Here is a 24,604-nt window from a genome sequence, read left to right on the forward strand (position 1 = left end):
AGGTTATCCATGAGAGCCGAGGTCCGCGCCTTCGTCGTCGAGCAGCTCGCCGACATGAACTACGACGTCGAGGGACTCGACGACGACACCACGCTCGGCCCCGCCGGCGTCGACCTGGAGTCGCTCGCCCTGGCCGACCTGTCCGTCCGGGTCGAGGACCGGTACGGCGTGACGTTCGCCGACGACGAGTCGGAGCAGTTGGCCCTGATGACGGTGGGCGAGTTCACCACAATGGTCGCCAACCGCGTCACCCAGGCGACGACCGGCACGGCGGCGACGAGCGACAAAGCCTGATGGGCGGTCAGCCCGACCTGGGGCGAGCTGACCTGCTGACCATGCTCGCCGAACTCACCGCGAAACCGGCTGCCGAGGTGTCCGACCGGGTCGGCTCGATGGAGCTTGCCTGGCTGGTGCACCTCGTCGAGCAGCGTTACGACCGACGGCTCGACCTCACCGACGACGAGCTGGCCGGAATCCGTACCGTCGACGACGCCCTGGCGGTGTTCCGGGCGTCGCTGACGACCTCCGCAGATGGCTGAGTCGCGCGTCGCGCAGCTCACCGGCGTACACGCGGTCAGTGCCCTGGGTCGGGGTGCCGAGGCGCAGCTCGCCGGCGCGCTGGCCGGTGTTCCGGCGTTCGGAGCGGTACGCCGTTTCGACACCGCCGCCCGCCGGGTCACCGTGGCGGCCACCCTGCCCGATGTCGGTGCGCTGCCCGACGAACTGACCGCCGCCGTCGACGCGGCCTGCCACGCGGCCGGCCTGACCGCCGCGCAGCGCGTCGGGTGCCCCCTGCTGCTCGCCGTGCACGGCGGACCAGCGGGCCCGGGCCCGGCCCCGGGCGCGCTCGCCGGCCAGCTCACCGCCCGCTGTGGACTGTCGGGGCACACCCGCGTCTACACCAGCGCGTGCGTGTCGGCGAGCACGGCGGTGGCCGACGCGGCGACACTGATCGCCCGGGGTGACGTCGACCGGGTGGTGGTCGCCGCCGGATACCTGGTGGAGTCCGACCAGTTCGCGCTCTTCGACGCCGGTCGAGCCCTCGCGGTCGACGGTGCGGTCCGCCCGTTCAGCGCCCACCGGCGGGGGTTGCTGCTCGGCGACGGGGTGGCCGCCGTGGTCCTGGAATCCAGCGCCGGGCGTCGGCACGGGACCGAATCGCTGGCCACCGTCGCCGGCTGGGGGCGGGCCGGGGACGCCTTCCACCCGTGCCAGCCGGACCCGACCGGGGCCGGGCTGGCCCGTGCCGTCGACGCCGCGCTGCGCCGGGCCGGGCTGCCACCGCAGGCCGTCGGTTACGTCAACGCCAACGCCACCGGCACACCACAGAGCGACGCCGCCGAGGCCGCCGCCCTGCGCCGGGCCCTCGGTGGGCACGCGGCGCAGGTGCCGGTCAGCTCCACCAAGTCGGTGCACGGGCACGCGTTGGAGGCGTCCGGGCTGCTCGAACTCGTGGTCACCGCGTTCGCGCTCCGGGACGGCGACCTGCCGGTCAACGCCGGTTGGCTGGCCCCGGACGAGGCCTGCCCGCTGGACGTCATCACCGACCAGCCCCGCCGGACGACAGCTACCCACGCGTTGACCCTCAACGCGGCGTTCGGCGGCGCCAACACCGCACTGCTGGTCGGCGCGCCGTGACCGCCGCCGGGTTCCAGCGATCGTCCGGTGCCCGCACCGACGCACCCGCCCAGGTGAGCGGGTTCCGGACAGAGCCGGGCGTGTTGGCGCGGGCACGGTGGCCGGAGGCCGGAGACGACGGGCCGGCGCCGGGAGTCCCGGGCTTCGTGTCCTCGCAGTTCGCGCCCGTGGTGGTGGCGGTGGCGGAACGGTGCCTGCGGCGGCGGTACGGGACGGCGGGGGTGCCCGTCGGAGTGCGGACCGGGATCGTGCTGGTCAGCGCCAGTGGCGACCGCGTCAGCGCGGAGCACGTACGGGCGACCGTCGAGGACGGCGGACGAATCGGGCCGCTGTTCTTCTTCCAGTCCGTGCCCAACAGCGTCGCCGGGCACGTCGCGGCCCGCTGGGGACTGCGCGGTCCGGTGGTCTGCCTGAGCCCGACCGGTGACCCGCACGCCGACGGCGTCGCCGAGGCGGACCTGCTACGCGACGACGGCGACGCCGACGAGGTGTTGCTGATCCTGATCGAACAGGCACCCGACGCGCCTACCGAGGCGGTCGCGGTGCTGCTGGGGGGAGAAGGACGACCATGAGGAAACGAGGACTACGCGCTGCCCTGGCCGCCGACCCCGAGGTCGGCGCGGGCAACGTCCTGGCCCGGGTGTTGGCGCACGGCGCCGACCCGGACGGACCCGGGCTGACGTTCGACACCGCCGTCGACGGGCACCCGGCCGAGACACCGCTCACGCTGGGCCGGCTCGACGAGCGGGTCGCCGCCCGCGCCGCCTGGCTGCACGAGCGCGGGGTACGCCTGCGTGACCCGGTCGCCGTCTGGGCCACCGCCGCCGCCGACATGGTGCTCAGCTACCTCGCGCTGGCCCGGCTCGGCGCCATTCCGGCGCTGATGAACGGCAAGCTCCGCCCGGAGATCGCCGCCGAGTACATCCGCCGGCTGCGGGGCGTCGGTGTACTCGCCGACGACGAGCACACCGCGCTGCTGGCCGGGCACGACCTCGGCGCACCGCTGCTCGGCACCCCCGCGCAGGCCGGCACCGGCGACCCGTCCGCTGCCCCGGCGCACTACCGGCACCACCCGGACGACCCGATCGTGATCACCCACACCTCCGGGACGACCGGGGTGCCCAAGGCGGTGCTGCACTCGCACGCCAGCCTCTTCGCCGCCACCCGGCACCTGCTCACCATGCCCCAGGCGCAGGGCACCCACCGGATCCTCAACGCGTTGCCGGCCCCGCACACCGCGACGGTGTTGATGGTCAACCAGGCGCTGGGCAACTCCGCGGAGATGCTGCTCTTGTCCGAACAGGATGGTGAGCGGGTGCTCGACGCCATCCAACGGTGGCACCCCGACGGCGTGTTCGGCTTCTCGGTCACCTGGGCCGAGTTGGCCCGCTTCGACCTGTCCGGGTACGACCTGGACTCGGTGCGGCTGTGGTTCAACACCGGCGACGCGTCGCACGAGCCGCACATCCGTCGCCTCGTCGCCGTCGGCTGGCGCGACACCGTCACCCGCGACGGGGTGGCGAAGGTGCCCGGTTCGGTCTTCATCGACGGGCTGGGCTCCAGCGAGATGGGGCATTCGATGTTCCACATCACGCACCGCGCCGACACCGACCGGTACGGCCGTTGCATCGGCCGCCCGTACCGGTTCGCCACCGTCGCGGTCCTCGACGCCGACGGTGAACCGGTGCCGACAGGTGAGGTGGGTTTCCTCGGCATCGACTCGCCGTCGCTGTTCCGTGGCTACTGGAACGACTCGGCCACCACGTACCGGTTCCGTCAGCGCGGCTGGTATCTGACCGGCGACCTGGTCCGCGCCGACGCCGACGGCCGTTACTACCACCTGGACCGGGCGGTGGACTCGGTGGAGACCGGTGACGGGCGACGCCTCTACACCGCGTTGAGCGAGGAGCGGATCCTCGCCGCCTGCCCAGACGTCACCGACTGCACCGTGGTGATCGTCGCCGAGGCCGGCCAGGTGGTCACCGACGTGTTGTTGGAGTTGGCCGCCGGCGCCGACGAGGCAGAGGACCGCACCGAGCGGGTCCGGACGGCCCTCGGCCCGGACGTCGGCGCAACGTTGCGTCGGGTCGTGCCGGTGCGCTCCGCCGACATCCCGGTCACCGTGACCGGCAAGGTCCGCAAGGTGGTCCTGCGGGAGCGTTACCTCACCGAGGCGGTCTCATGAGCGAGCGAATCAGGCAGCTCAGCAGCGTGGAGTCTCACGCCGGCGCGGAGCGAAGCGGAGTGGCGGCGTGAGCGCCCTGATCACCGGGATGGGTCTGTTCACTCCGGTCGGGAGGGGTGTCGAGGAGACCTTCGAGGCGCTGACCACCGGGCGTTCCGGGCTGACCCGCCCGCCCGACGGGCACCCCGCGGCGCAGTCGCTGGACGTCGCCGGCCTGCTGCCCGACATCGACCCGCGCACCGTCGCCTCCGGGCCGGAGACCCGGGTGCTGGACCGGATCGTGGTGCTCGCTCTGCTCGCCGCCGCCGACGCGCTCGCCGACGCCGGCATCGAGGTGGGCCGCGACGTCGACCCCGAGCGGATCGGTGTGATCGTCGGAGGGGTCGGCGGGATGGCCACGCTGGAGGCGCAGGTGCTGGCCCGCGCGGCCCGGGGTCGGGCGGCGGTCAGCCCGTACCTGCTCACCGGGATCCTGCCGAACATGCCGGCGGCGCGGATCGCCATCGCGCACAACATCCGGGGCTACAGCTCGTCGGTCGGCACCGCCTGCGCCTCCGGCGCGCAGGCGGTCGCCGACGCGGTCCGGCTGATCGCGACCGGGGAGGCCGACGTGGTGCTCTGCGGGGCCAGTGAGGCGCCGCTCTTCCCGACCTTCGCGGACACCTTCGGCAACGCGCGGGCCCTGGCCCGCGCCGGCGCCGACCCGGCCCGCGCCAGCCGGCCGTTCGACACCTCCCGCAGCGGTTTCGTGCTGGCCGAGGGCGCCGCGCTGCTGGTCCTCGAGAACGCCGAGCACGCCGCCGCGCGCGGGGTGACCGGGTACGCCGAGGTGGCCGGCTTCGGGGCGACCACCGACGCGTACCACCCGACCGCGCCCCGCCCGGACGGCGCCGGCGCGGCCGCCTGCATCCGCCGGGCGCTGCGCAGCTCCGGTGTGCCGGCGGCGGCGGTCGGTTACGTCAACGCGCACGGCACCGCCACGAAGCGCGGCGACATCGCGGAGACCACCGCCCTCGCGGACGTCTTCGGTGTCGACGGCGTGCCGGTCAGCTCCACCAAGGCGCTCACCGGCCACCTGCTCGGCGCGTCCGGTGTCCTGGAGACGGCGGCCACCGCGTTGGCGCTCGGTCGGGGGCTGCTGCCGCCGACGTACCACCTCGACGACCCGGACCCGGCCTGCCCGGCGGACCACATCCGTGGCACACCCCGCAAGGCCGACCCGGAGTACGCGGTGACGAACTCGTTCGGGTTCGGCGGTCAGAACGTGAGCCTGCTGCTCGCGCGTGTCGCCGAGCCGAGGAGGTGATCGACGCGGCATCCCGGGCGGGCAGGCCCGGACGGCAGTACGGGGGGAATTGTGTGGGAGGGGTTTCAGGGAACATGGACATCCGTGGTATCGACCACATCGAACTCTACGTGGGGGACGCCCGGCAGGCGGCCTTCTACTTCAGCACCGCCGTCGGCTTCGACATCTGTGGCCAGGGTGGCCCGGAGACCGGGCTGGAGGGGCAGCGCTCACTGCTGCTCTGCCACGGCGACATCCGGTTGCTGCTCACCTCCGGGCTGAGCGCCGAGCATCCGGCGGCGCGGTACGTGCAGCGCCACGGTGACGGCATCGCTGTCGTCGCCGTCGAGGTCGACGACGTGGCGTCCGCGTACGCCGACCTGCTGGCTCGCGGCGCGACCGCGGTGACGCCACCGACCACCCGCACCGGCGCGGACGCCGAGGTGGTGTTCGCCGAGGTGGACGGCTTCGCCGACGTGCGGCACCGGTTGGTGCAGCGCCGTGGTGACCGGGCGGACTTCCTGCCCGGGGCCATCACACCGACGCCGTCGTCGACGCAGGAGCATCCGCCGGTGCTCGCCGAGATCGACCACCTGGCGGTCTGCGTGCCACCCGGTCAACTCGACGACACGGTCCGGCACTTCGAGAAGCTGTTCGACTTCGCGCAGATCTTCGAGGAGCACATCGAGGTCGACGGGCAGGGGATGAACTCGAAGGTGGTGCAGAGCGGATCCGGTCGGGTGACTGTGGTGCTGCTGGAACCGGACCGCGCCCGGCGGCCGGGGCAGATCGACGCGTTCCTCGACCAGCACGCCGGTGGGGGAGTGCAGCACCTGGGCCTGCGCACCGACGACATCCTCACCGCCGTCGAGGCGCTCGGCCGGCGCGGTGTGCGCTTCGCCGGCACCCCGGGCAGCTACTACGACTCGCTGGAAGCCCGGGTCGGTCGGGTGGACGCGCCGCTGGACCGGCTGCGTGAGCTGGGCGTCCTCGTCGACTCCGACCACGACGGCCAACTGTTGCAGATCTTCGCCGAGTCGATGCACGTGCGTCGCACGCTGTTCCTGGAGCTGATCGAGCGGCGCGGCGCGCGGGGCTTCGGCAGCGGCAACATCAAGGCGCTGTACGAGGCCAAGGAACGGGAACTCGCCACTGTGGCGGCCACCCCGCAGGGGGTGGGCGCATGACCACGCTCACTGACGAGGAGCGGGCGCTGCTGCCCTCCGACGAGGACGTGCGCCACTACGCCGAGCACGGCTGGTACCTGTCGAAGAAGCTGTTCACCGACGACGAGGTGGACGCCCTCGCCGCCGCCACGCAGCGCTACTACGACGGTGAGCGGGACCGGCGGCTGCCGGTACGACCACCGAAGTTGGCCTACTGGGACCCGTCGAAGGGGCCGGTGCAGCGGCACAACGACTACGTCCACCACGAACACGACGGGCTCGGCGCGATCCTGCGCAAGCCGCTGATCGGCGCGGTCGCCGCCCGGCTCGCCGAGGCCGACGAGATCCGCGTCTTCCAGTCCACGTTGATCTACAAGCCGCCGATCGACGGTGAGCCGAGCAACATCGTGCCCTGGCACTTCGACAAGCACTACTGGGCGTCCTCGTCGTCGGAGAAGATGCTCACCGCGTTCATCCCGTTCCACGACTGCGGGGAGGAGATGGGCACCATCACCATGGTCGACGGCTCGCACCGGTGGAAGGAGATCGGCGCGGACGACACAGTGGTGCGGCACTTCGCCGACCGGGACCGCAGCCAGCTGGAGGAGATGCTGGCGGAGAACGCCGCGTACAACGGCGCGGAGATCCGCAAGATCCCCATGGTGATCCCCAAGGGGCACGTGAGCTTCCACCACTGCCGCACCTACCACGGCAGCGGCCCCAACGTCAGCGGCCGCCCCCGGCAGGCGATCTCGCTGCACCTGCAGGACGGCGACAACGCCTGGCGGGAGTATCAGCTCTCCGACGGCACGCTCGCCGCGTACAACCACGACGTGCTGGTCCGTCGCACCCACGAGGGGCGACCGGACTACGCCGACCCCGATTACTGCCCGGTCATCTGGCGCCACCGCGCCCCACAGGGAGGCTGACATGTCACGGTACGACTGGGGTAAGACGCACCCGGGCATCGAACGGTTGGAGCGGGCGGTGACCGACCGGCGCGACGCCGTGGTCAAGCACCCCCTCTACGCCAACCTGGACACCCACGAGGCGCTGGTGACCTTCATGGAGCACCACGTCTTCGCGGTCTGGGACTTCATGTCCCTGCTGAAGTCGCTGCAACGGCAGCTGACCTGCGTCACCGTGCCGTGGATCCCGACCGGCCCAACGGGGAGCCGCCGCCTCATCAACGACATCGTGATGGTGGAGGAGAGCGACGAGCTGGGCGGCGGTTTCATCAGCCACTTCGAGCTGTACGTGCGGGGCATGGCCGAGGCCGGGGCGGACACCACCGCCGTCAACGCCCTGATCGACCTGCTGCGCGCCGGCCAGCCGGTGCGCGACGCGCTCGCCGAGGCCGGGGTTCCGGCGCCGTCCGCCGCGTTCGCCGCGACCACCTGGCAGATCATCGAGTCGACCCCGGTGCACTGCCAGGCGGCGGCGTTCGCGTTCGGCCGGGAGGACCTGATCCCGGACATGTTCACCCAGGTCGTCTCGGTCAACGAGGTCAGCAACCGGCTGCACACGTTCGTCGACTACCTGGAACGGCACATCGAGGTCGACGGCGAGCAGCACACCCCGATGGCCATGCAGATGCTCGCCGACCTGTGCGGCGACGACGACACCAAGTGGCAGGAGTGCGCCGACACTGTCAACACGGCGCTCGCCGCCCGGGCCCGCCTCTGGGACGACATCCTCGCCGCCATCAAGGGCCCGGCGTGACCGACGCCGACCCGGTCCGGCTCTACCGCACGGTCCGGCTGATCCGCCGGTTCGAGGAACGGGCGGTGGAGCTGGTCCACGGCGGGCAGATCGTCGGCGGCATCCACCCGTACCTCGGTCAGGAGGGAATCGCCGCCGGCGTCTGCGCCGCCCTGGGCGCCGACGACGTGCTCGCCGGGACCCACCGCGGCCACGGGCACGTGCTGGCCCGGGGCGCGGACCCGGCCCGGATGTTCGCCGAGCTGTGCGGCCGGGTCACCGGCCTCAACGCCGGCCGGGGCGGGTCGATGCACGCCGCCGACCTGAGCCTCGGTGTGCTCGGCGCCAACGCGATAGTGGGGGCCTCCGGGGCGATCGTCACGGGCGCGGTGTGGGCCCACCGCCGTCGGGGCCGCGACACCGTGGGGGTGAGCTTCTTCGGCGACGGCGCTGTCAACGAGGGGATGCTGCTGGAGGCGTTCAACCTGGCCGCGCTCTGGCGGGTGCCGGTGCTGTTCGTCTGCGAGAACAACGGCTACGCCACCACCATGCCGGTCGCCGGCGCGGTGGCCGGCACCATCACCGGCCGGGCCGCCGCGTTCGGCCTCCCGGCCGTCGTGGTCGACGGTCAGGACCCCGAGGGGGTACGCGTCGCCGCGGCCGCCGCCGTCGACCGGATGCGCGCCGGCGGCGGCCCCGAGCTGATCGAGGCCCGCACCTACCGCTTCGACGTCCACCACACCTTCGAACACGCGGTACGCCTCGACTACCGCCCGCCCGACGAGGTGACCCGTGGCCGGGCCCGGGACCCGGTGGACATTCAGGGTTCACGGCTTTCCGACGCCGATCGGGCGGCAGTGGACGCCGAGGTCGAGGCGACAGTCGACGCGGCGGTGGACTTCGCCCTGGCCAGCCCGCAACCCGACCCGGCCGACGCCATGGCCTACCTGTACGCCAGCGGTCTGACCGCCCGCACCGGAGGTGGTTGAGGTGCCCCGACTGTCGTACCGGCGGGCGCTGACCCGGGCCCTCGCCGACGAGTTGGCCCGCGACGAGGCGGTGTTCCTGCTCGGCGAGGACGTCCAGGTCGGGGCGTCGATGGTGACCACCGGCCTGGCCAAGCGGTTCGGCGCCGACCGGGTCCGCGACACCCCGTTGTCCGAGCAGGCGTTCACCAGCTTCGCCACCGGAGCGGCGCTGGCCGGGCTGCGGCCGGTGATCGAGTTCCAGATCCCGTCGCTGCTGTTCCTCGTCTTCGAGCAGATCGTCAACCACGCGCACAAGTTCCCGCTGATGACCGGTGGGCAATGCGCGGTGCCGGTCACCTACCTGGTGCCCGGCTCCGGGTCGCGGACCGGCTGGGCCGGACAGCACTCCGACCACCCGTACAGCCTCTTCGCGCACGTCGGCGTCGTCACCGTCGTACCGGCCACCCCGGCCGACGCGTACGGGCTGCTGATCACCGCGATCCGGCACGACGACCCGGTGGTGGTGTTCGCGCCCGCCGGCGCGATGGACGTGCGCGACGACGTCGACGAACTGTCGCCGGTGCCGCTGGGCCGGGGGCGGATCCACCGATTCGGCGACGACGTCACAGTGGTCGCGATCGGGCACCTGGTGCACGACGCGCTCTCGGTCGCCGACGAGCTCGCCGACCAGGTCTCGGTGGAGGTGTTCGACCCGCGCACCCTGTACCCGTTCGACATCGACGGTCTCACCGAGTCGGTGGCCCGCACCGGACGTCTCGTCGTGTTCGACGACGGCAACCGGTCCTGCGGGATGGCCGCCGAGATCATCGCCTCGGTGCTGGAGCGGGTGCGACTGCTCGCCCCGCCACGCCGGGTCACCCGACCGGACGGCGCGGTGTTGCCGTTCGCGCCGGCCCTGGACCGGGCCGTGCAGCCCGGCCGGGACCAGCTCACCACCGCCATCCACCTGACCATGAAGGACGCCTCATGATCGACCCTAACTACGTGTGGCCGGCGGCCGACCGGGCCTGGGCCGACCTGCCGGAGCCGGCCCGTCGGGCCATGGTGGCCAGTGGGGCGGCGGCCTGGGAGCAGGTCTTCCACGGCCGGGCCACCTACAACAAGCAGTGGCGGCTGGCCCGCCCCCCGGTGCTGGCCGCCGACGCGTGGCGGGAGCTGAACGAGGTCTGCGACCGGCTCGCCCAGCTCATCCTCGACGCCTGCCGCCGTCGGGCGGGCACCGCCGGTGAGCTGCGTCGACTGCTCGGCGTACCGGCGGGGGAGACCCGACTGCTGGACGAGTCGGAGCCGCTGACCGAGGCGCTGCTGGCCGCGTACCGCCCGGACGTCATCTTCGCAGGTGGGGTGCCCAAATTCGTCGAGTACAACATCGACAGCAGCCTCGGCGGCGGATTCGACGCCGACACCGTCATCCAGCGGTACGCGCGCCTGTACGAGGAGCAGGGGATCTTCGACGGCCTGCCGGCGCGGGCCGCGCCGTCCCTGCTGGACCAGCGGTTCGTGGCGATCCGGGAGGAACTTCGGCTGCCCGACGGCGCCCGGCTGGCGCTGCTGATGGACTTCGACGCGGACTACCCCGGCCTGGACGACCCGGAGACGTTCATCCGGATCCTCGACCCGCTCGCCGTCCGGGCCCGGGACTTCGGCATCGACCTGGTCATCGCGCCCCTCTCCACGGCCACTGTGGACGCCGACACCCGCCTGGTCGTCGGCGGTGCGCCGGTCGACGCGTTGTTCCGACTGTTCGTGCCCAATCGGGTCACCCCGACCGCCGGCCTCGACGCGGTTGCCGGTGCCCTCGCGGCGGGCACCCTGCCGATGTTCGTGTCGGCGGCGGCCTGGCTGCTCGGCAACAAGACCACGTTCGCCTGGTTGTGGGAGGACGTGGACGGGCTACCCGCTGACGACCAGACGCTGATCCGGCGGCACGTGCCGTACACCGTGCCGTTGACCGCCGAGGTGCTCGACCGGGCCGTCGCCGAGCAGGCGAAGCTGGTGGCCAAACCCGCCGACGGTTCGGCCGGGCACGGCGTGCTGCTCGGCCCGGAGCTGAGCCCGACGGACTGGGCGGCCGGCGTACGGGCCGCCGTCGAGCAGGGCGGCGCGATCCTCCAGGAGTATCTGCCGACCGACCGGGTGCCGATGGACTTCGTGCAGATCGAGACGGGCGAGACGGTGACGGCCGACGTCCCGTACTCCCTGGCTCCGTACCTGTTCGGCCGCCGAGCCTCCGGCGGCCTGGCGAGGGTCGGCTACCCCGGCTGCGACGGCGTCCTCAACCTGGCCCACGGCGTCCTCCTGACCGGAGTCCTCCTCAAGGATTAACCCCCCACCTGCGTTGATCATGAAGTTACTGCCTCGACGCGCCGCCGCAGATGGCAGTAACTTCATGATCAACGGGGTGAGGTCGGGCCGAGGTGGGCGGAGAGAGCGCGGAGGGTTTCGGCCGTTGCTATGGCGTCGCTGCGGGCGCTGCCGTGGCGGCCGTCGGTGCTGTAGAGGGTCGGGTCGGCCGTCAGCGGGTGGTCGGTGAGGTGCACATGCAGGGTGCCCAGACGCTCGGCGAGTCGCGCGGTGTGCGCGGACAGGCGACGCATCCGCTCCCGCAGACCGGGGCGCGCCGCCTCCGGCACCGCCGGACTGTACGAGACGTCGAACATGCCCACCGTGATCACGTCCGCGCCGGCCTGTTGGAGGGCGACGATCATCTCGGTCAGTTCCGCGTCGACGCTGTCCGCGTCGTACCGGGACCGGAAGGCGTCGTTGCCGCCGCACACCACAAGCGCCAGGTCCGGACCGAACGCCAGAGCCGGGGCCAGCTGGGTGGCCCGGACCTCGTGCGCGCGCAGCCCGCTACGGCCGAGATTGAGGTACGCCAGACCCGGACGGGCAGCGTCCAGTTCGGCGGCGATCCGATCGGCCCACTGCTGGTCGGAGTAACCCGGGGTGGGTTCGCAACTGCCCTCGGCGACGCTGTCGCCGAGCACGACGAAGCGGCGCCACCCGTGCCCGCTCAGCAGTGCCGCGCTCTCGCCCTCCCGCAGGCAGTACGGATCCGTCGATTCGGCCAGCGTCGATGCCATGCCCGCAGGCTAATCGAGTGATCCGGGGGTGGACAGCGGGCCGCCCTCAATCGGTCATCCGGACCTCGGCGAGGTACACGCAGGTCCGTCCCTCGTGGGAGGAGTAGTAGCTGACCCACAGCAGGCCGTCATGCCAGACCAGTCCCGGGTAGCTGGTGTCACCGCCGGAGGGCAACGCGACCAGCTCGGTCAGCTCGCCCCGGGCGGGGTCGACGGCGCAGATCGCGGTGCGGACCTCGCCGTCGTGCAGCCGTACCCCGGCCAGCAGACGCCCGTCGGGCAGCCGCAGCAACGCCGGCCCGCCCACCTGGGTGCCCAGGTCGGTCCACCTCCAGTCCTGGTACGGGGGCAGTGCCCGACCGAGTAGCGCGGTGGCTTCGGCCCCGTCGCGGCGCAGCAGGCAGAAGGCGGTGCCGTCCGGGGTGAAGACGAGCCCCGACTCGTTGGGGTACCCGCCCTCGACCAGCAGTGGCACCCACGGCTGGAGGTCGACGCCGTCGGTGCTGCGGTAGAGCCGGGCGAACCTCGGCTCCCGGGTGGCGTAGCCGACGCCGTACATCGCGCCGTCGTGCCAGGCCGCCCGCCACACCCAGACACCTGGTTCCCCCACCGGAACCGCATCGCCCCAGGCGCGCCCGTCGCCGGAGTGCCAGGTCACCGTCTGGAACGTCTTGGTGGTCTCACCGGTGGCCGCCGCCGCCAGCAGTTGCAGTCGACCGTCCGGCCGGGTGACGAAGCGCGGGTCCCGCAGGTCGACGCCGGCCTGCCGCAGGACGGCGGCGGACGTCCACGATCGCCCGTCGGCTGACGTCAGCACCCGGATCACGCCGTCGTCGCTGAGGTGGGTCCGCGCCTCCCGGAAGGCGCAGAACCAGTTCCCGGCGTACCGGACGAGGTCGGTGAACGCGCTGTGCGGTGCGCTGTCGCCGATCCGGTGGACGGCGGCGACGTCGGCGGTGGTACGGCGAATCTGCGATGACGTCATGCGCGGCGGCCTCCTGGAGCGGGGAGAGCGCCGACGGTAGCCGGCCCGACCGACGCCCGCGCGGCCACCAGCCGAACACCCGACGAACACCCGAGGGGTACGACTGGGCGCTGTCGGGTTGACGTCGCACGGACGGTCACGTCGGCGTGCTGAGGCGCGCTGGTGGCACGCGCCGGCCACGATGGGCGGTGGCTGACCCCGTGGCGGTGACTGAGGCGAGGAGGGGGCGACGGATGCTCGACTCGTTCCTCCAGGCCCTCGCGGCCAAGCTGGTCGAGGAGATCCTCAAGCGGCTTGTCGAGTGGCTGACACCGAAGGCGCTGCGGTCCGTGCCGCACCGCGCCTCGCCGAACTGCCCCCGCTGCGGCGGGTACGGCGTCCGTCGGTGGGCCCCCGCCGGCATGTGGCTGTTCCTGCCGTCCCTGCTGGTCTTCGCGTGGGGCTTCGGGTTCACACTGCTCGGGGTGCCGGTGGCCGTCCTCACGGTGGTGGCCGCTGTGGTGGCGAACGGCGTCGGCGGGCTGCTGTCCGCCCTGCTCGCCGTACTCGCTCTGCTGGTCCCGGTCACCCTGATGATCGTGGGCGCGTTCGGTCTCGCCCACTACCACAGCTACCCGCCGAAGTGGTGCGCCCGCTGTCACGGCAGGTGGCCGAGGCGCGATCGCGACGAATACCTGCGGGCGTCGGCGCCGGTGGTGACCTGCGGTTGCGGTCAGCGGTTGCGGGTGCCCCGGACGGCCGCCGGAGCGCGCCTGCGCTGCCCCCGCTGCCGCACCGAACACGCCGTCCCAACCCCGGCTGGCTAGCCGCTGGTGGGCCCCTGAGCTGCGCGGTGGGCGGCGGCGAGCCGTTTCGGGGCGCGGGCGTACCACGCCTCGGTGACGACCTCGGTCAGCTCGGCCAGGCTGATCCGGTCGAGCTGGACCAGCACCGCCGGATAGCCGTCGAGGTGCGGCGTGGTGAGGTAGATCGACGGGTCGTCGGCGAGCAGGGCTTCCTTGACGCCGAGGTCGATCACTCGGACGCCGAGGAGAGGGCCGTCGGGGGCGGTGTCGCCGAGGGCGTCGAGGTCCGCGCGCCGCAGCGGTCGCTCCCAGACGAACATCTTGTCCCGAACCCGCCAGGCGGGCAGCCCGTCGTAGGACGGGCGTTCGGTGGTCTCCGGCAACGCGAGCGCGATCCGGCGTACGGCGTCCCAACCGGGCATGCCCACACGGTACGGGGCTCAGCGTGTCACGGTCTGCCCGGTGAGCAGTTCGTCGAGCACGTGCCGGGCCCCGGCGGCCCGCTCCGGATCGTCCAGCGTGATCAGCGCCTTCCACAGCGCCCATCCACGCCCCCGGGTCCAGGTGGCGTCGTCCACGCCGAGCGCGTCGCGGAAGGCGGCCCGGCTGACGCCGCCCAGCATGGTCCAGGCGATCACCGTGTCGCAGGCGGGGTCGCCGACGCCGCAGCAGCCGAAGTCGATGACGGCGGCGAGCCGGCCGTCGCGGACCAGCAGGTTGCCGTCCGCGACGTCGCCGTGGAACCACACCGGCGGCCCAGCCCAGGTGGCGTCGAGGGCGGCCTGCCACATGCCGGTCACCGTGTCGACGGGCAACCGGTCGCGGTGCGCCTCGATCGCGGCACGGGTCTCGGCGTCGTAGGTGGACAGCGGGCCTCCCCGCCAGGCGCTGTGCGGGCCGGCGGCCGGGCCGCCGTCAGTGTCGACGGCACGAAGGGCGCACAGGAAGGCCGCGAGATCCGTGGCGAACCGGGTCAGGTCGTCGATCCGGTCGGGGCGGGCGGTCTGACCGTCGATCCAGCCGTACACCGACCACGGGTACGGGTAGCCGGCACCGGGTCGACCGTGGGCCAGCGGGGTGGGGATCTCCAGCGGCAGCCGTGCCCCGAGGACCGGCAGGCACCGCTGTTCCTTGGCGACCTGAAGGGCGTACCCCTCGCCGCTGGGCAGCCGCACCGTCATCGCGTCGCCCAGGTGGAAGGTGCGGTTGTCCCAGCCGCCGACCTCGACCGGACGGACCGGCAGGTGCGCCCACCGGGGGAACTGTTCGGCGATCAGCTGACGCACCAGGTCGGTGCTGATCTCCGATACGCCCGTGTCAGGCTGTGCGCTCATTCGCCCGAGCCTGCGGGGGTCGACCGAAACCCGCAACCGATTTGGGCTCTACGGCGTCGTGGCGGGGGTGGGGCGCGACGGTGTGGTCATCCGGGCCAGCAGGGGAGACGCGGTGACCAGCAGGCAGAACGCGGCCATGAGCAGCAGTGCCGGGGTGAGGTTGAGCGCGTCCACCGACCAGCCGCCGAGCAGCGCGCCGACCGGCAACCCGACGAAGGCCAGGGACCCGGCGATGCCGATCACCCGGGTCTGGAGCTCCGCCGGTACCCGTTCGTAGAGCGCCACCCCGAGCAGTGGGTTGACCGCCGCGATGCCGATCCCGGACAGGAACGTCACCACGAGCACCACCGGCAGGTCGTCGCTGATCGCCAGGGCGACCAGCCGGGGTGTGCCCGCGATCAGCGCACCGACCAGGAACGTCAACCGACGGGGCAGCCTCGGCCCGAGCGCGGTGAACACCACGTTGCCCAGCAGCGCGCCCGCCGAGAACGCCGCCAGCACCAGGCCCAGCCCGCTCGGCCCGTGCAGTTCCCGGGCGACCCAGACCGGGATGTAGACGGCCACGCTGGCGTTGGCCACCATGTTCAGCGCCGAGACGACCACCAGCATGCCGAGCAGTGGTCGGTCCCGACCGAGGTAGCCGAACCCGCCGCGCAGCGCACGAAGGTAGTTCTCCGGCGGGCCCGGGGGCGACGGGGTGGCCGGCGGACGCACCAGGACGCCGATCAGCAGCGCGCAGACAGCGAAGGTGGCCGCGTCGATGAGGATCGCCTCGGTCACCCCGAACACGGCGATCAACACACCGCCCACGGCGGCGCCGAACAGGGTCACCACCCGGCTCAGCCCGTCGTACGCCGAGGTCAGCCGGATCAGCGGCACCCCGGCGGCCTCGGCGACCGGTCGGAACATCACGTGCTTCACCCGGTCGCCGATGCCCCGCAGCGCGCCGGCCACCGCGACCAGGGCCACCAGCGGCGCGAAGCCGAGCCACGGGGTCAGCGCGACGACCACCATGGCCACCGCGCTGCCTGCGTCGCAGAGGATCGACGTGCGGCGCAGGCCGAAGCGGTCCGCCCACGGCGTGCCCAACGCACTGGACAGCAGGTACGGCAGGGTCTCGGCGAACGCGACAAGGCCCATCTTGGTCGGGCTGCCGGTGCTGACCAGCACCAGCCACGGGATCGTCACCACCGAGATGCGGGTGCCCAGGTTGGAGATCAGGTCCGCGCCGACCAGGACGACCAGTTGCCGGCGGGGCGTCACGCCCCGACCGCCGCCGCCCGCCGCGCCGCGTACCGCTCGCGTAACGCCCGTTTGTCCACCTTCACCGACCGGTTCACCGGCAGCCGGTCGAGGACCTCGACCCCGGCCGGCGCCCACATCTCGTTGAGTTCCGCGGTCACCAGGTCGATCAGCTCCGCCCCGGTGACCGTCGCGCCCGGTGCGAGCACCACGTACGCGTACGGGACCTCGCCGACGGTGTCGTCCGGTACGCCGATCACCGCGGCGGCGCGTACCTGGGGGTGCCCGGCCAGCACGTCCTCGATCGGACGGCAGAAGATCGCCCAGTTCCGCCGGTGCGTGACGATCATGTCGTGCGCCCGGTCGACCAGGTAGAGGTAGCCGTCGTCGTCCAGGTGACCGATGTCGCGGGTGCGGACCCAACCGTCGACGAGCGTCTGCGCGGTCAGCTCCGGCTGACCGTGGTAGCCGGCGAAGCTCAGCCGGGTGTGCACCCACACCTCACCGTCGCGCCCGGTGGGCAGCACCGCGCCGTCGTCGTCGCGGACCTCGATCCGCACGTCGCCGTAGGGGCGGCCGCAGGACCGCAGCCGTTCCGGGTGCTCCGGGTCGTCGGTCAACCCGGGCAGCGCGGTGATCACGACAGCTTCGCTGAGGCCGTACACGATGCGCAGCACCGGGCCGAACCGCGCGATGGCCTGGCGCAGCCGGGCGGGCGCGGCGGGCCCGGCGCCCACGTTGAACATGAACATCGCGGAGAAGTCCGCGCCGACCAGCGCCGGGTGGTCCAGCACCTCGTAGAGCATCGGCGGGGTGACGAAGGTGGAGTTGATCCGTTCCCGCTGCACGGTGTCCACGAAGGCCACCGGGTCCCAGTCGTCGCGCAGGAACAGCACCCCACCGGTGAACAGGTTGAACAGGGTGGTGATCTGCCCGCTGGCCAGCCACATCGGTGAGTGCGACAGGTGCCGCAGCAGCGGGAACCCGGCGGCACGGAAGTCGGCGGCCAGGGTGAGGATCTGGGCGTAGAAACTCTCCCGGTGGTGCACCAGTTTGGGGCTGCCGGTGGTGCCGCTGGTCTGCAGGAACGACTCCGGCGTCGCCCCGGGTGCCGGCAACTCCGCCACCTCGGCGGAAGCGGTGAGGTCCGGGCCGGCGCCGCCTCCGCCCAGGCAGCACACCGGCGTGCCGGGCAGCGCGGCGGCCAGGGCCGGGCCCAGGCTGGCCGGGTCCCGGGCGTCGTAGACCAGGGCGTCCGGGCGGGCCAGACGGATGAACTCGTCGACCTCCCGGCGGGACGTGACCGGGGCGACCCACATCGTCCGGCAGCCGATCAGGTGCAGCGCGAGTTGGAGCAGCGGACCCTCGACCGCGTTCGCCACGGTCACCAGCACCGCCGCACCCGGGCGTACGCCGTGCCGGGCGAGCGTCGCGGCCATCGACCGCACCAGCGCGGCAGCGTCGGTGTAACTGAGGCGACGGCCCCCTCCGACCAGTGCCTCCCGGTCACCGAAACCGGCGAAGAGATCCAGCGCCCTGTCCACGTAGGTCGTCGCGTGCCCGGGTGTGTCAGTCATCCGGCAGCCCCCTTCTCCAGAAAGCGGCGCGCCCGCTGACGACGCGACGGCGGCGCGCGCTCCGGTGGGCCCGCCGCCTGCGAGCCTAGGCCGGTAACGGCTGGTCGGAACCGTGCCGACGGGCGGTCCGACAGACCCGCCGGACATTTGATCGCGTCGATCAGGTTGATTGACGCCCGTCAGCGGCGGCGGCTAGGTTTCTGGACCATCGTCCAGGCGGGAGCCGTCCTTGGACGACCCTGGGCTGCCACACGATGGAGGTTCCATGTCGACCCCGAAGAGATGGCATGTCGTCGCCGCCGCGGCTGCGCTGCTGGTCACCGGAACACCCGCCGTCGTCGCCAGCGCCGGCCCGTCCGGGACCGCGGCAGGCCGGCCCGACCGCTCCGAGTGGGCGGGTAGCTGGGCCACCGCGGTCACCCGCGGGAACTCGGTCGGGCTGACCAACACCGGCCTCAACAACCAGAGCGTCCGGATGGTCGTGCACGTCTCGGTGGGCGGCCCGGCACTGCGGGTGCGCCTGAGCAACCTGTACGGCGAGCAGGCGGTCGCTGTCGGCCGGGCCACCGTCGCCCGCCCCAACACCGCCACCGCCGACGACCTGTCCGACATCGATCCGGCCTCGCTGCGTCCGCTGACCTTCACCGGCGCCGCCTCGGCGACCATGAACCGGGGCGCCGAGCTGCTCAGCGACCCGTTGGCGTTCCCGGTCGCGGACGACAGCGACCTGGTGGTCACCGTGCACTTCCCGACGCCGACCGGCCCGACCACCTTCCACGGGCAGTCCCAGCAGGCCAACTTCATCGGCGCGGGCGACCTGACCGGGGCGGCCGAGGGCAGCGGGTTCACCACCCGGCCCACCTGCTGCTGGTTCTTCCTCTCCGGCATCGACGTGCAGCGCAAGGCGAGCCCGGGCGCGCTGGTGGTGCTCAGCGACTCCATCGGTGACGGCAACGGGAGCACCGTCAACGCCAACCGGCGCTGGCCCGACCTGCTGTCCGACCGGCTGCTCGCCGCCCGACCGGACGCGCGTACCCCCGGTGTGCTCAACCTCAGCCTGGCCGGCAACCGCCTCAACCACGAGGGCACCGAGCCGGGTGACGGCAACTACCCCGGCTACTACCAGCTCGGCCCGAACGCGGCGGCCCGGCTCAACGAGGACGTCTTCCCCCAGACCGGTGTGCGTACCGTCGTCACCCACCTGGGCATCAACGACATCTGGATGTCCAACGACTCAGCCGAGGCGATCATCGCCACCCTTCGGCAGATCAACCAGCAGGTCCAGCAGCGCGGACTGACCAGCCTGGTGGCCACCCTGACCCCGTACGAGGGGCACGGGGCGCCCGGCGTGTGGACCGCGCAGAAGGAGGCCACCCGCCAGGCGGTCAACACGTACCTGCGGAGCAGCCGGGAGTTCGACGGGCTGCTCGACTTCGACCGGGTGCTGCGCGACCCGGCACGGCCCAGTGCGCTGCTGCCCGCGTACGACTCGGGGGATCACATCCACCCGAACGACGCCGGCAACCAGGCCCTCGCCGACGCCGTGCCGCTGCGGCTGCTCGGCATGTGACACCGGTCGGGGGCGGCGGGCGATCCCCGCCGCCCCCGGCGGCATCGACATCCTGGGGAGGAAGACGTCGTGACGGTGCAGGAACTGCTCACCGGCCTGTACAGCGAAGAGGGCCGCCAGAATCCATATCCGTGGTACGCCGAGCTGCACCGGCTCGGCCCGGTCAGCGCGGTGCCACCCCGCGCCGAGCACAAGACGGTGGCGGCGGTGGCGGTCGGCTACGACGTGATCGACGAGGTGCTGCGCGATCCGGAGTGGACCAAACAACCACCACCCGGCTGGCAGGAACAGGAGATCCTGCGCACCTTCCAGACCTCGATGATGTTCGTGAACCCGCCCGACCACACGCGGATGCGGCACGTGTTCTCCCGCACCTTCACACCGCGTCGGCTGGGCGCGCTGGAACCGGTGATCGTGCGCGTCGTCGACGATCTGCTGGACCGGATGGCCGACGCCGGGAACAGCGTGGTCGACTTCGTGGCGGACTTCGCGTACCCGATTCCGGCGTTGGTGATGGCCGAGTTCATCGGCATCCCGGCGGGGCAGTTGGCGTGGTACCGCGAACGGGTGGACTGGATCGACGAGTTCCTCGACGTCGCCGGGAAGACGCCGGAGCGGCTGGCCGCCGCCAACACGGCGGCCGAGGAGCTGCGGGTCTTCTACCGGGAGCTGGTGGCGCACCGCCGCAGAACGCCCGGTGACGACCTGCTCAGCGGGCTGGTGGAGGCCCTCGACTCGGGTGAGGTGGAGCTGACCGAGGACGAGTTGATCAGCAACCTGATCGTGCTGTTCAACGCCAGCTTCGTCACCACCGTCTACATGTTCAGCAACGGCCTGCCGCTGCTGCTGGCCCACCCGGAGACGGTCGCCGCGCTGCCCGCCGACGAGAAGCTGACCCAGGGCTGCGTCGACGAGGCGCTGCGGCTGGAGAGCCCGGTGCACTTTCTGGCCCGGGCCGCGCCGAGGGACACGGAACTGGCCGGCGTGCCGGTGGCCCAGGACGACAACGTGCTGATCATCATCGGTGCGGCCAACCGGGATCCGGCACGCTTTCCGGAGCCGGACGTCTTCGAGCCCACCCGGCCGGGCCCGCCGTCGCTGGCCTTCGGGGTAGGGCTGCACTACTGTCTCGGCGCGGCGGTGTCCCGGTTGGAGGGGCGTCTCGCGCTGCCCCGCCTGTTCGCCCGCTTCCCGGGCCTGACGGTTACCGAGACGCCCACGTACAGCGGCAGCCTGTTCCTGCGTGGCATCGACAAACTGCTCGTCAGCACCGGCGGATAGGAGCGACATGGCAGTGCACCCGGAGGTGGCGGCGTACCGGGCGGCCCGCGCCGCGACCGGCACCCCGCCGCTGTACACGCAGACCCTCGCCGAAGCCCGCGCCGCGGACCTGGCCGCGATCCGCGCCGGCACCGGCGCGGTCGAGCCGGTGGCCGAGGTACGCGACGAGCGCATCCCCGGCCCGGCCGGTGAGCTGGCGCTGCGGGTGTACCGGCCGGCCGGGTCGGGTCCGCTGCCCACGCTGCTGTACTTCTTCGGCGGCGGCTGGACGCTCGGCAGCATCGACACCGCCGACGGCATCTGCCGGCGGCTGGCCAACGCGGTGCCCTGTCAGGTGATCACCGTCGGGTACCGGCTCGCTCCGGAACACCCCTTCCCGGCGGCGGTGCACGACTGTCACGCGGCCACCCGCTGGGTCGCCGGACACGCCGACCTGCTGGGCGTGGACCCGGACCGGCTGGCGGTGGGCGGGGACAGCGCGGGCGGGAACCTGGCCGCCGCGGTCACCCTGCTCTGCCGTACCGACGGGCCCTCCCTCGCCGCGCAACTGCTGGTCTACCCGAACACCGACCAGAGCGGCGAGCCGGCCGGCCCCAGCGAGGACGACGATCCGACGCTGTTCAACAGCCGGTCAGTGGCCTGGTACCGGACGCACTACCTGGCCGACCCGGCACAGGCCCGGGATCCTCTCGCGTCGCCGCTGCTCGCCGACGACCTGACCGGTCTGCCCCCGGCGCTGGTGGTCACCGCCGAGCTGGACCCCCTCTGCGCCGAGGGGCAGCGGTACGCCGAGCGCCTGGACGCCGCCGGCGTGCCCACCCGCTTGGCGCACTACCCGGGGATGGTCCACGGCTTCTTCGCCATGCCGGGCGTCTTCACCGACGGCCGGCGGGCGCAGGCCAGCGCGGCGGCGTTCCTGCGGGAACGGTTCGGGCTGCCGTCCGCGCGCGACGAGGTGGCGGAAGCCCCGACCGGCACGCGGTACGCGGTGGGTGAGCCGCTGCTGACCGACCTGCCCGCCGTGTCGCTCGCCGACTACGCCGAGCGGGCCCGGACGGTGCTGCCGCCGGACGTGTGGGACTACGTCGACGGCGGCAGCGCCGCCGAGGTGACAGTCGCCGCCAACCGGGACGCGCTGGACCGGGTCGCCGTGCTGCCCCGGGTGCTGCGCGGGGTGGACACCGTCGACCTCGGCACCCGACTGCTCGGCCGCCCGTATGCCATGCCGGTCGGGGTGGCGCCGATGGCGTACCAGCGGTTGCTGCACCCGGACGGGGAGCTGGGCCTCGCCTCGGCGGCCGGCGCTGCCGGGATCCCGTACCTGGCGAGCACGTTGAGCAGCACACCCGTCGAACAGGTCACCGCCGTCGGCGCGGACGTGTGGTTCCAGCTCTACTGGCTGCGCGACCGGGCCCTCGTCGGCGACCTGCTGGCCCGGGTCGTCGCGGCAGGGTGCCGGGCCCTGGTGGTCACCGTGGACGTCCCGGTGCTCGGTCGTCGTCCCCGCGATCTGCGCAACGCGTTCCGGCTGCCGGACGACGTGGTGGCCGCGAACCTGCCCGACGGTCGCGACGCCCTGGCGCACTCCGGCGCCCCCGGGGTGTCCGCTATCGCCGCGCACACCGCCGCCTCGTTCGCACCGGCGCTGCGCTGGGCGGATCTGGCCTGGCTGCGCGAGCGGGTCGACCTGCCGCTGGTGGTGAAGGGTGTGCTGGATCCCCGGGACGCGGTCGAGGCTGTCCGGATGGGCGCGGACGCGGTGGTCGTGTCCAACCACGGCGGCCGGCAACTCGACGGCGCGCCGGCCAGCGTCACCATGCTGCCGGAGATCATCGACGCGGTCGGTGACAGGTGTCAGGTGCTTCTGGACAGTGGCATCCGCAGCGGCACCGACGTGCTGCGGGCGCTCGCGTTGGGCGCCGCCGGGGTGCTGCTCGGCCGGCCGATGCTCTGGGCGCTGGCCGCCGGCGGCGAACGTGGCGCACGGGACGCGTTGGCGCTGCTCGCCGTCGAGCTGACCGACGCGCTCACCCTGGCCGGCTGCGCCGACCCGGCGGCGGCGGCCGAGCTGCGGACACTCGGCGTGGACTGAGCGGTGACCGCCACCGAGCCGGTCGACCTGACCGCCGCAGACCTGCACCCCGCGCTGGGCGACCCGGCGCTGACCTCGATGAACTTCCTCAACGAGGTGTCCGAGCGCTACCCGGCGGCGGTGTCCCTCGCGGCCGGACGACCGTACGAGGAGTTCTTCGACGTCGCGGCGGTGCACCGGCACCTGGACACGTTCCACAGGCACCTCACCGACGACCTGGGTCACCCGCCCGAGCAGGCGCGGCGGCTGCTGTTGCAGTACGGCCGGACCAAGGGCATCGTGCACCACCTGGTCGCCCGCAACCTCGCCGTCGACGAGGGCATCACCGTCGACCCGGAGGCAGTCGTGGTGACAGTCGGCTGCCAGGAGGCGATGTTCCTGGTGCTGCGGGCGCTGCGGACCGGGCCGACGGACGTGCTGCTCGCCGTTGCACCGACCTACGTCGGCCTGACCGGGGCGGCCCGGCTGGTGGACCTGCCGGTGTGGCCGGTCACCGGCGGTCCGCCCGGGGTGGACCTGGCCGACCTGTCGGCCCAGGCGCGGCGGGCCCGGGCGGCGGGGCTGCGGCCGCGCGCCTGTTACGTGATGCCGGACTTCGCCAACCCGTCCGGGGTCAGCATCTCCGCGGAGGACCGGCGGCGGTTGCTCACCCTCGCGGACGAGGAGGACCTGCTGCTGCTGGAGGACAACCCGTACGGGCTGTTCCACAGCGACGAGGGGCCGCGCGTACCCACTCTCAAAGCGTTGGACACCGAGCGCCGGGTCGTCTACCTCGGCTCGTTCGCCAAGACCGTGCTCCCCGGCGCGCGTGTCGGTTACGTGGTCGCCGACCAGCGGGTGGCCGGCCCGGACGGTCGCGTCGGCCCGCTCGCGGACCAGCTCGCCATGATCAAGAGCATGGTCACTGTGAACACGTCACCGATAGCGCAGGCGGTGATCGGTGGCCGGTTGTTGGAGAACGGATGCAGCCTGGTCCCGGCGAACACGCGGGAGCGCTCCGCGTACACGAGGAATCTGCGCCACCTGGTGACCGGGCTGCGCCGACGGTTCCCGGCCGGGACGGACGGCCCGGCGGCGGTGCGCTGGACGGTGCCGGCCGGCGGGTTCTTCGTGGTGGTGACCGTGCCGTTCCCGGTCGACGACGCGCTGCTGGACCGCTCGGCGCGCGACTACGGGGTGCTGTGGACGCCGATGGCGCACTTCTACGACGACACCGCGCCGGTGTGCGCGCTGCGGCTGTCGGTCAGCGCGGTGACGCCGGCACAGATCGACGTCGGGTTGGATCGCCTCGCGGCGCTGATCACCGACGAGCTGGCCGCCCGGGCGGGTTGACACACCGCGTTCATCGGATGGCAATGCGCGACGACCCGCGTTCCGCCGTCCTGGGTGGACGGTCATAATAGGCCGCATGGTTGCCTGGGAGTACGCCCTGCTCGTCCGCCGCTATCAGGGACAGGGCCGCAATTTCCATGTCTCGTTCGTCTGGTACGCGCCGGACGGGTCCCGTAAGGACATCACCGCCTACGGGGACACCGCCATCGCGCACCTCAACCGTGCCGGCCGGGAGGGGTGGGAGCTCGTCTCCGCCGCCGAAGACGTCAACAACGTCCAAGGCAGCACCGAAGTCCACCGCTACCACCTGAAGCGCCCCATGGCCTAACCCCAGGACCCCCCGTCCGGGTCGATCATGG

Annotated in this window: 24 protein-coding genes and 1 pseudogene; 19 read left to right on the forward strand and 6 right to left on the reverse strand. The window is 72.6% G+C overall.

All coding sequences use genetic code 11. The features are described 5' to 3' along the window. The first annotated feature begins 9 nt into the window (after positions 1-9). The 12 genes from FHU34_RS16610 (at position 10) to FHU34_RS16665 (ending at position 11,289) form a co-directional block, all read left to right on the forward strand. Entirely contained in the window at positions 10-294 is a 285-nt protein-coding gene (locus FHU34_RS16610) for an acyl carrier protein (RefSeq protein ID WP_145781523.1), read from the forward strand. Beyond that, positions 294-539, forward strand: coding sequence for an acyl carrier protein (locus FHU34_RS16615; protein WP_145781526.1), 246 nt, complete (start codon positions 294-296; stop codon positions 537-539). The genes FHU34_RS16610 and FHU34_RS16615 overlap by 1 nt, the downstream gene beginning before the upstream one ends. Continuing rightward, positions 532-1,638 carry a beta-ketoacyl-[acyl-carrier-protein] synthase family protein gene (locus tag FHU34_RS16620; RefSeq protein ID WP_145781528.1) on the forward strand — a complete coding sequence of 369 codons (1,107 nt, stop codon included), beginning with the start codon at positions 532-534 and terminating at the stop codon, positions 1,636-1,638. Before FHU34_RS16615 ends, FHU34_RS16620 begins: the two co-directional genes overlap by 8 nt. A 53-nt stretch (positions 1,639-1,691) precedes the next feature. Then, the gene (locus FHU34_RS16625) at positions 1,692-2,210 is read left to right on the forward strand and encodes a beta-ketoacyl synthase chain length factor (protein ID WP_145785626.1); all 519 of its coding nucleotides are present in this window, start codon (positions 1,692-1,694) and stop codon (positions 2,208-2,210) included. Then, positions 2,207-3,823 carry a class I adenylate-forming enzyme family protein gene (locus FHU34_RS16630; protein WP_145781530.1) on the forward strand — a complete coding sequence of 539 codons (1,617 nt, stop codon included), beginning with the start codon at positions 2,207-2,209 and terminating at the stop codon, positions 3,821-3,823. The genes FHU34_RS16625 and FHU34_RS16630 overlap by 4 nt, the downstream gene beginning before the upstream one ends. 67 nt (positions 3,824-3,890) lie before the next feature. Continuing rightward, positions 3,891-5,129 (forward strand): beta-ketoacyl-[acyl-carrier-protein] synthase family protein, encoded by a 1,239-nt coding sequence (locus tag FHU34_RS16635; protein WP_145781532.1) that lies wholly within the window; start codon positions 3,891-3,893, stop codon positions 5,127-5,129. 74 nt (positions 5,130-5,203) lie between these two features. Beyond that, positions 5,204-6,295, forward strand: a complete 1,092-nt coding sequence (gene hppD / locus FHU34_RS16640) for a 4-hydroxyphenylpyruvate dioxygenase (protein ID WP_145781534.1) — start codon at positions 5,204-5,206, stop codon at positions 6,293-6,295. After that, complete coding sequence (locus FHU34_RS16645; protein ID WP_145781537.1) at positions 6,292-7,203, forward strand: phytanoyl-CoA dioxygenase family protein; 912 nt, start codon at positions 6,292-6,294, stop codon at positions 7,201-7,203. The genes hppD and FHU34_RS16645 overlap by 4 nt, the downstream gene beginning before the upstream one ends. 1 nt (position 7,204) lies before the next feature. Further along, positions 7,205-7,996, forward strand: a complete 792-nt coding sequence (locus tag FHU34_RS16650) for a DUF3050 domain-containing protein (protein ID WP_145781539.1) — start codon at positions 7,205-7,207, stop codon at positions 7,994-7,996. Continuing rightward, positions 7,993-8,964 carry a thiamine pyrophosphate-dependent dehydrogenase E1 component subunit alpha gene (locus FHU34_RS16655; RefSeq protein ID WP_145781541.1) on the forward strand — a complete coding sequence of 324 codons (972 nt, stop codon included), beginning with the start codon at positions 7,993-7,995 and terminating at the stop codon, positions 8,962-8,964. The genes FHU34_RS16650 and FHU34_RS16655 overlap by 4 nt, the downstream gene beginning before the upstream one ends. A 1-nt stretch (position 8,965) precedes the next feature. Beyond that, positions 8,966-9,934, forward strand: coding sequence for an alpha-ketoacid dehydrogenase subunit beta (locus tag FHU34_RS16660; protein WP_145781543.1), 969 nt, complete (start codon positions 8,966-8,968; stop codon positions 9,932-9,934). Next, positions 9,931-11,289, forward strand: coding sequence for a hypothetical protein (locus FHU34_RS16665; protein WP_167524830.1), 1,359 nt, complete (start codon positions 9,931-9,933; stop codon positions 11,287-11,289). The genes FHU34_RS16660 and FHU34_RS16665 overlap by 4 nt, the downstream gene beginning before the upstream one ends. Positions 11,290-11,357: 68 nt before the next feature. Here the strand turns inward: FHU34_RS16665 and FHU34_RS16670 are convergent, their stop codons facing one another. Continuing rightward, positions 11,358-12,047, reverse strand: coding sequence for an SGNH/GDSL hydrolase family protein (locus FHU34_RS16670; RefSeq protein WP_145781545.1), 690 nt, complete (start codon positions 12,045-12,047; stop codon positions 11,358-11,360). A 46-nt stretch (positions 12,048-12,093) separates the two neighbouring features. Beyond that, positions 12,094-13,032 carry a lactonase family protein gene (locus tag FHU34_RS16675; RefSeq protein WP_145781547.1) on the reverse strand — a complete coding sequence of 313 codons (939 nt, stop codon included), beginning with the start codon at positions 13,030-13,032 and terminating at the stop codon, positions 12,094-12,096. Positions 13,033-13,265: 233 nt separating this feature from the next. Between FHU34_RS16675 and FHU34_RS16680 the strand changes: the two genes are divergently transcribed. Further along, positions 13,266-13,838 (forward strand): hypothetical protein, encoded by a 573-nt coding sequence (locus FHU34_RS16680; protein WP_145781549.1) that lies wholly within the window; start codon positions 13,266-13,268, stop codon positions 13,836-13,838. On the opposite strand, the gene FHU34_RS16685 is transcribed toward FHU34_RS16680, so the two are convergent. From FHU34_RS16685 to FHU34_RS16700, 4 genes are read right to left on the reverse strand one after another with little or no spacing between them, the layout of a single operon-like run. Further along, a complete protein-coding gene (locus tag FHU34_RS16685) occupies positions 13,835-14,239 on the reverse strand; it encodes an MmcQ/YjbR family DNA-binding protein (protein WP_145781551.1) in 405 nt (134 codons plus the stop codon). The genes FHU34_RS16680 and FHU34_RS16685 overlap by 4 nt on opposite strands. Before the next feature lie 18 nt (positions 14,240-14,257). Continuing rightward, on the reverse strand, positions 14,258-15,151 hold the full coding sequence (locus FHU34_RS16690) for an aminoglycoside phosphotransferase family protein (RefSeq protein ID WP_167524831.1): 894 nt from the start codon (positions 15,149-15,151) through the stop codon (positions 14,258-14,260). A gap of 48 nt (positions 15,152-15,199) precedes the next feature. After that, positions 15,200-16,414 (reverse strand): MFS transporter, encoded by a 1,215-nt coding sequence (locus FHU34_RS16695; RefSeq protein ID WP_145781555.1) that lies wholly within the window; start codon positions 16,412-16,414, stop codon positions 15,200-15,202. Then, positions 16,411-17,970, reverse strand: a complete 1,560-nt coding sequence (locus FHU34_RS16700; protein WP_145781557.1) for an AMP-binding protein — start codon at positions 17,968-17,970, stop codon at positions 16,411-16,413. Before FHU34_RS16700 ends, FHU34_RS16695 begins: the two co-directional genes overlap by 4 nt. A 265-nt stretch (positions 17,971-18,235) precedes the next feature. Between FHU34_RS16700 and FHU34_RS16705 the strand changes: the two genes are divergently transcribed. From FHU34_RS16705 to FHU34_RS16725, 6 genes and pseudogenes are all read left to right on the forward strand, one after another. Further along, positions 18,236-19,540, forward strand: a complete 1,305-nt coding sequence (locus FHU34_RS16705) for an SGNH/GDSL hydrolase family protein (protein ID WP_145781559.1) — start codon at positions 18,236-18,238, stop codon at positions 19,538-19,540. A 69-nt stretch (positions 19,541-19,609) separates the two neighbouring features. Beyond that, entirely contained in the window at positions 19,610-20,821 is a 1,212-nt protein-coding gene (locus FHU34_RS16710; protein ID WP_145781561.1) for a cytochrome P450, read from the forward strand. Between the two features lie 7 nt (positions 20,822-20,828). Continuing rightward, positions 20,829-21,773: pseudogene (locus tag FHU34_RS33710) on the forward strand (alpha/beta hydrolase); the annotation flags it as partial. Positions 21,774-21,809: 36 nt separating this feature from the next. Further along, a complete protein-coding gene (locus FHU34_RS16715) occupies positions 21,810-22,913 on the forward strand; it encodes an alpha-hydroxy acid oxidase (RefSeq protein WP_244311957.1) in 1,104 nt (367 codons plus the stop codon). A gap of 3 nt (positions 22,914-22,916) precedes the next feature. Then, on the forward strand, positions 22,917-24,245 hold the full coding sequence (locus FHU34_RS16720; RefSeq protein ID WP_145781564.1) for an aminotransferase class I/II-fold pyridoxal phosphate-dependent enzyme: 1,329 nt from the start codon (positions 22,917-22,919) through the stop codon (positions 24,243-24,245). A gap of 67 nt (positions 24,246-24,312) precedes the next feature. Continuing rightward, the gene (locus FHU34_RS16725; protein WP_030491328.1) at positions 24,313-24,573 is read left to right on the forward strand and encodes a hypothetical protein; all 261 of its coding nucleotides are present in this window, start codon (positions 24,313-24,315) and stop codon (positions 24,571-24,573) included. The last annotated feature ends 31 nt before the right edge of the window (positions 24,574-24,604 follow it).

This window comes from Micromonospora taraxaci, from assembly GCF_007830095.1.
In the GTDB taxonomy this organism is placed as follows: Bacteria; Actinomycetota; Actinomycetes; order Mycobacteriales; family Micromonosporaceae; genus Micromonospora; species Micromonospora taraxaci.

Bases quoted from the DNA above. Each gene is read 5' to 3' on its own strand.
- FHU34_RS16610 (WP_145781523.1), top strand. From the start codon at position 10: ATGAGAGCCGAGGTCCGCGCCTTCGTCGTCGAGCAGCTCGCCGACATG.
- FHU34_RS16615 (WP_145781526.1), top strand. From the start codon at position 294: ATGGGCGGTCAGCCCGACCTGGGGCGAGCTGACCTGCTGACCATGCTC.
- FHU34_RS16620 (WP_145781528.1), top strand. From the start codon at position 532: ATGGCTGAGTCGCGCGTCGCGCAGCTCACCGGCGTACACGCGGTCAGT.
- FHU34_RS16630 (WP_145781530.1), top strand. From the start codon at position 2,207: ATGAGGAAACGAGGACTACGCGCTGCCCTGGCCGCCGACCCCGAGGTC.
- hppD (WP_145781534.1), top strand. From the start codon at position 5,204: ATGGACATCCGTGGTATCGACCACATCGAACTCTACGTGGGGGACGCC.
- FHU34_RS16645 (WP_145781537.1), top strand. From the start codon at position 6,292: ATGACCACGCTCACTGACGAGGAGCGGGCGCTGCTGCCCTCCGACGAG.
- FHU34_RS16650 (WP_145781539.1), top strand. From the start codon at position 7,205: ATGTCACGGTACGACTGGGGTAAGACGCACCCGGGCATCGAACGGTTG.
- FHU34_RS16665 (WP_167524830.1), top strand. From the start codon at position 9,931: ATGATCGACCCTAACTACGTGTGGCCGGCGGCCGACCGGGCCTGGGCC.
- FHU34_RS16670 (WP_145781545.1), bottom strand. From the start codon at position 12,047: ATGGCATCGACGCTGGCCGAATCGACGGATCCGTACTGCCTGCGGGAG.
- FHU34_RS16675 (WP_145781547.1), bottom strand. From the start codon at position 13,032: ATGACGTCATCGCAGATTCGCCGTACCACCGCCGACGTCGCCGCCGTC.
- FHU34_RS16680 (WP_145781549.1), top strand. From the start codon at position 13,266: ATGCTCGACTCGTTCCTCCAGGCCCTCGCGGCCAAGCTGGTCGAGGAG.
- FHU34_RS16685 (WP_145781551.1), bottom strand. From the start codon at position 14,239: ATGCCCGGTTGGGACGCCGTACGCCGGATCGCGCTCGCGTTGCCGGAG.
- FHU34_RS16690 (WP_167524831.1), bottom strand. From the start codon at position 15,151: ATGAGCGCACAGCCTGACACGGGCGTATCGGAGATCAGCACCGACCTG.
- FHU34_RS16700 (WP_145781557.1), bottom strand. From the start codon at position 17,970: ATGACTGACACACCCGGGCACGCGACGACCTACGTGGACAGGGCGCTG.
- FHU34_RS16705 (WP_145781559.1), top strand. From the start codon at position 18,236: ATGTCGACCCCGAAGAGATGGCATGTCGTCGCCGCCGCGGCTGCGCTG.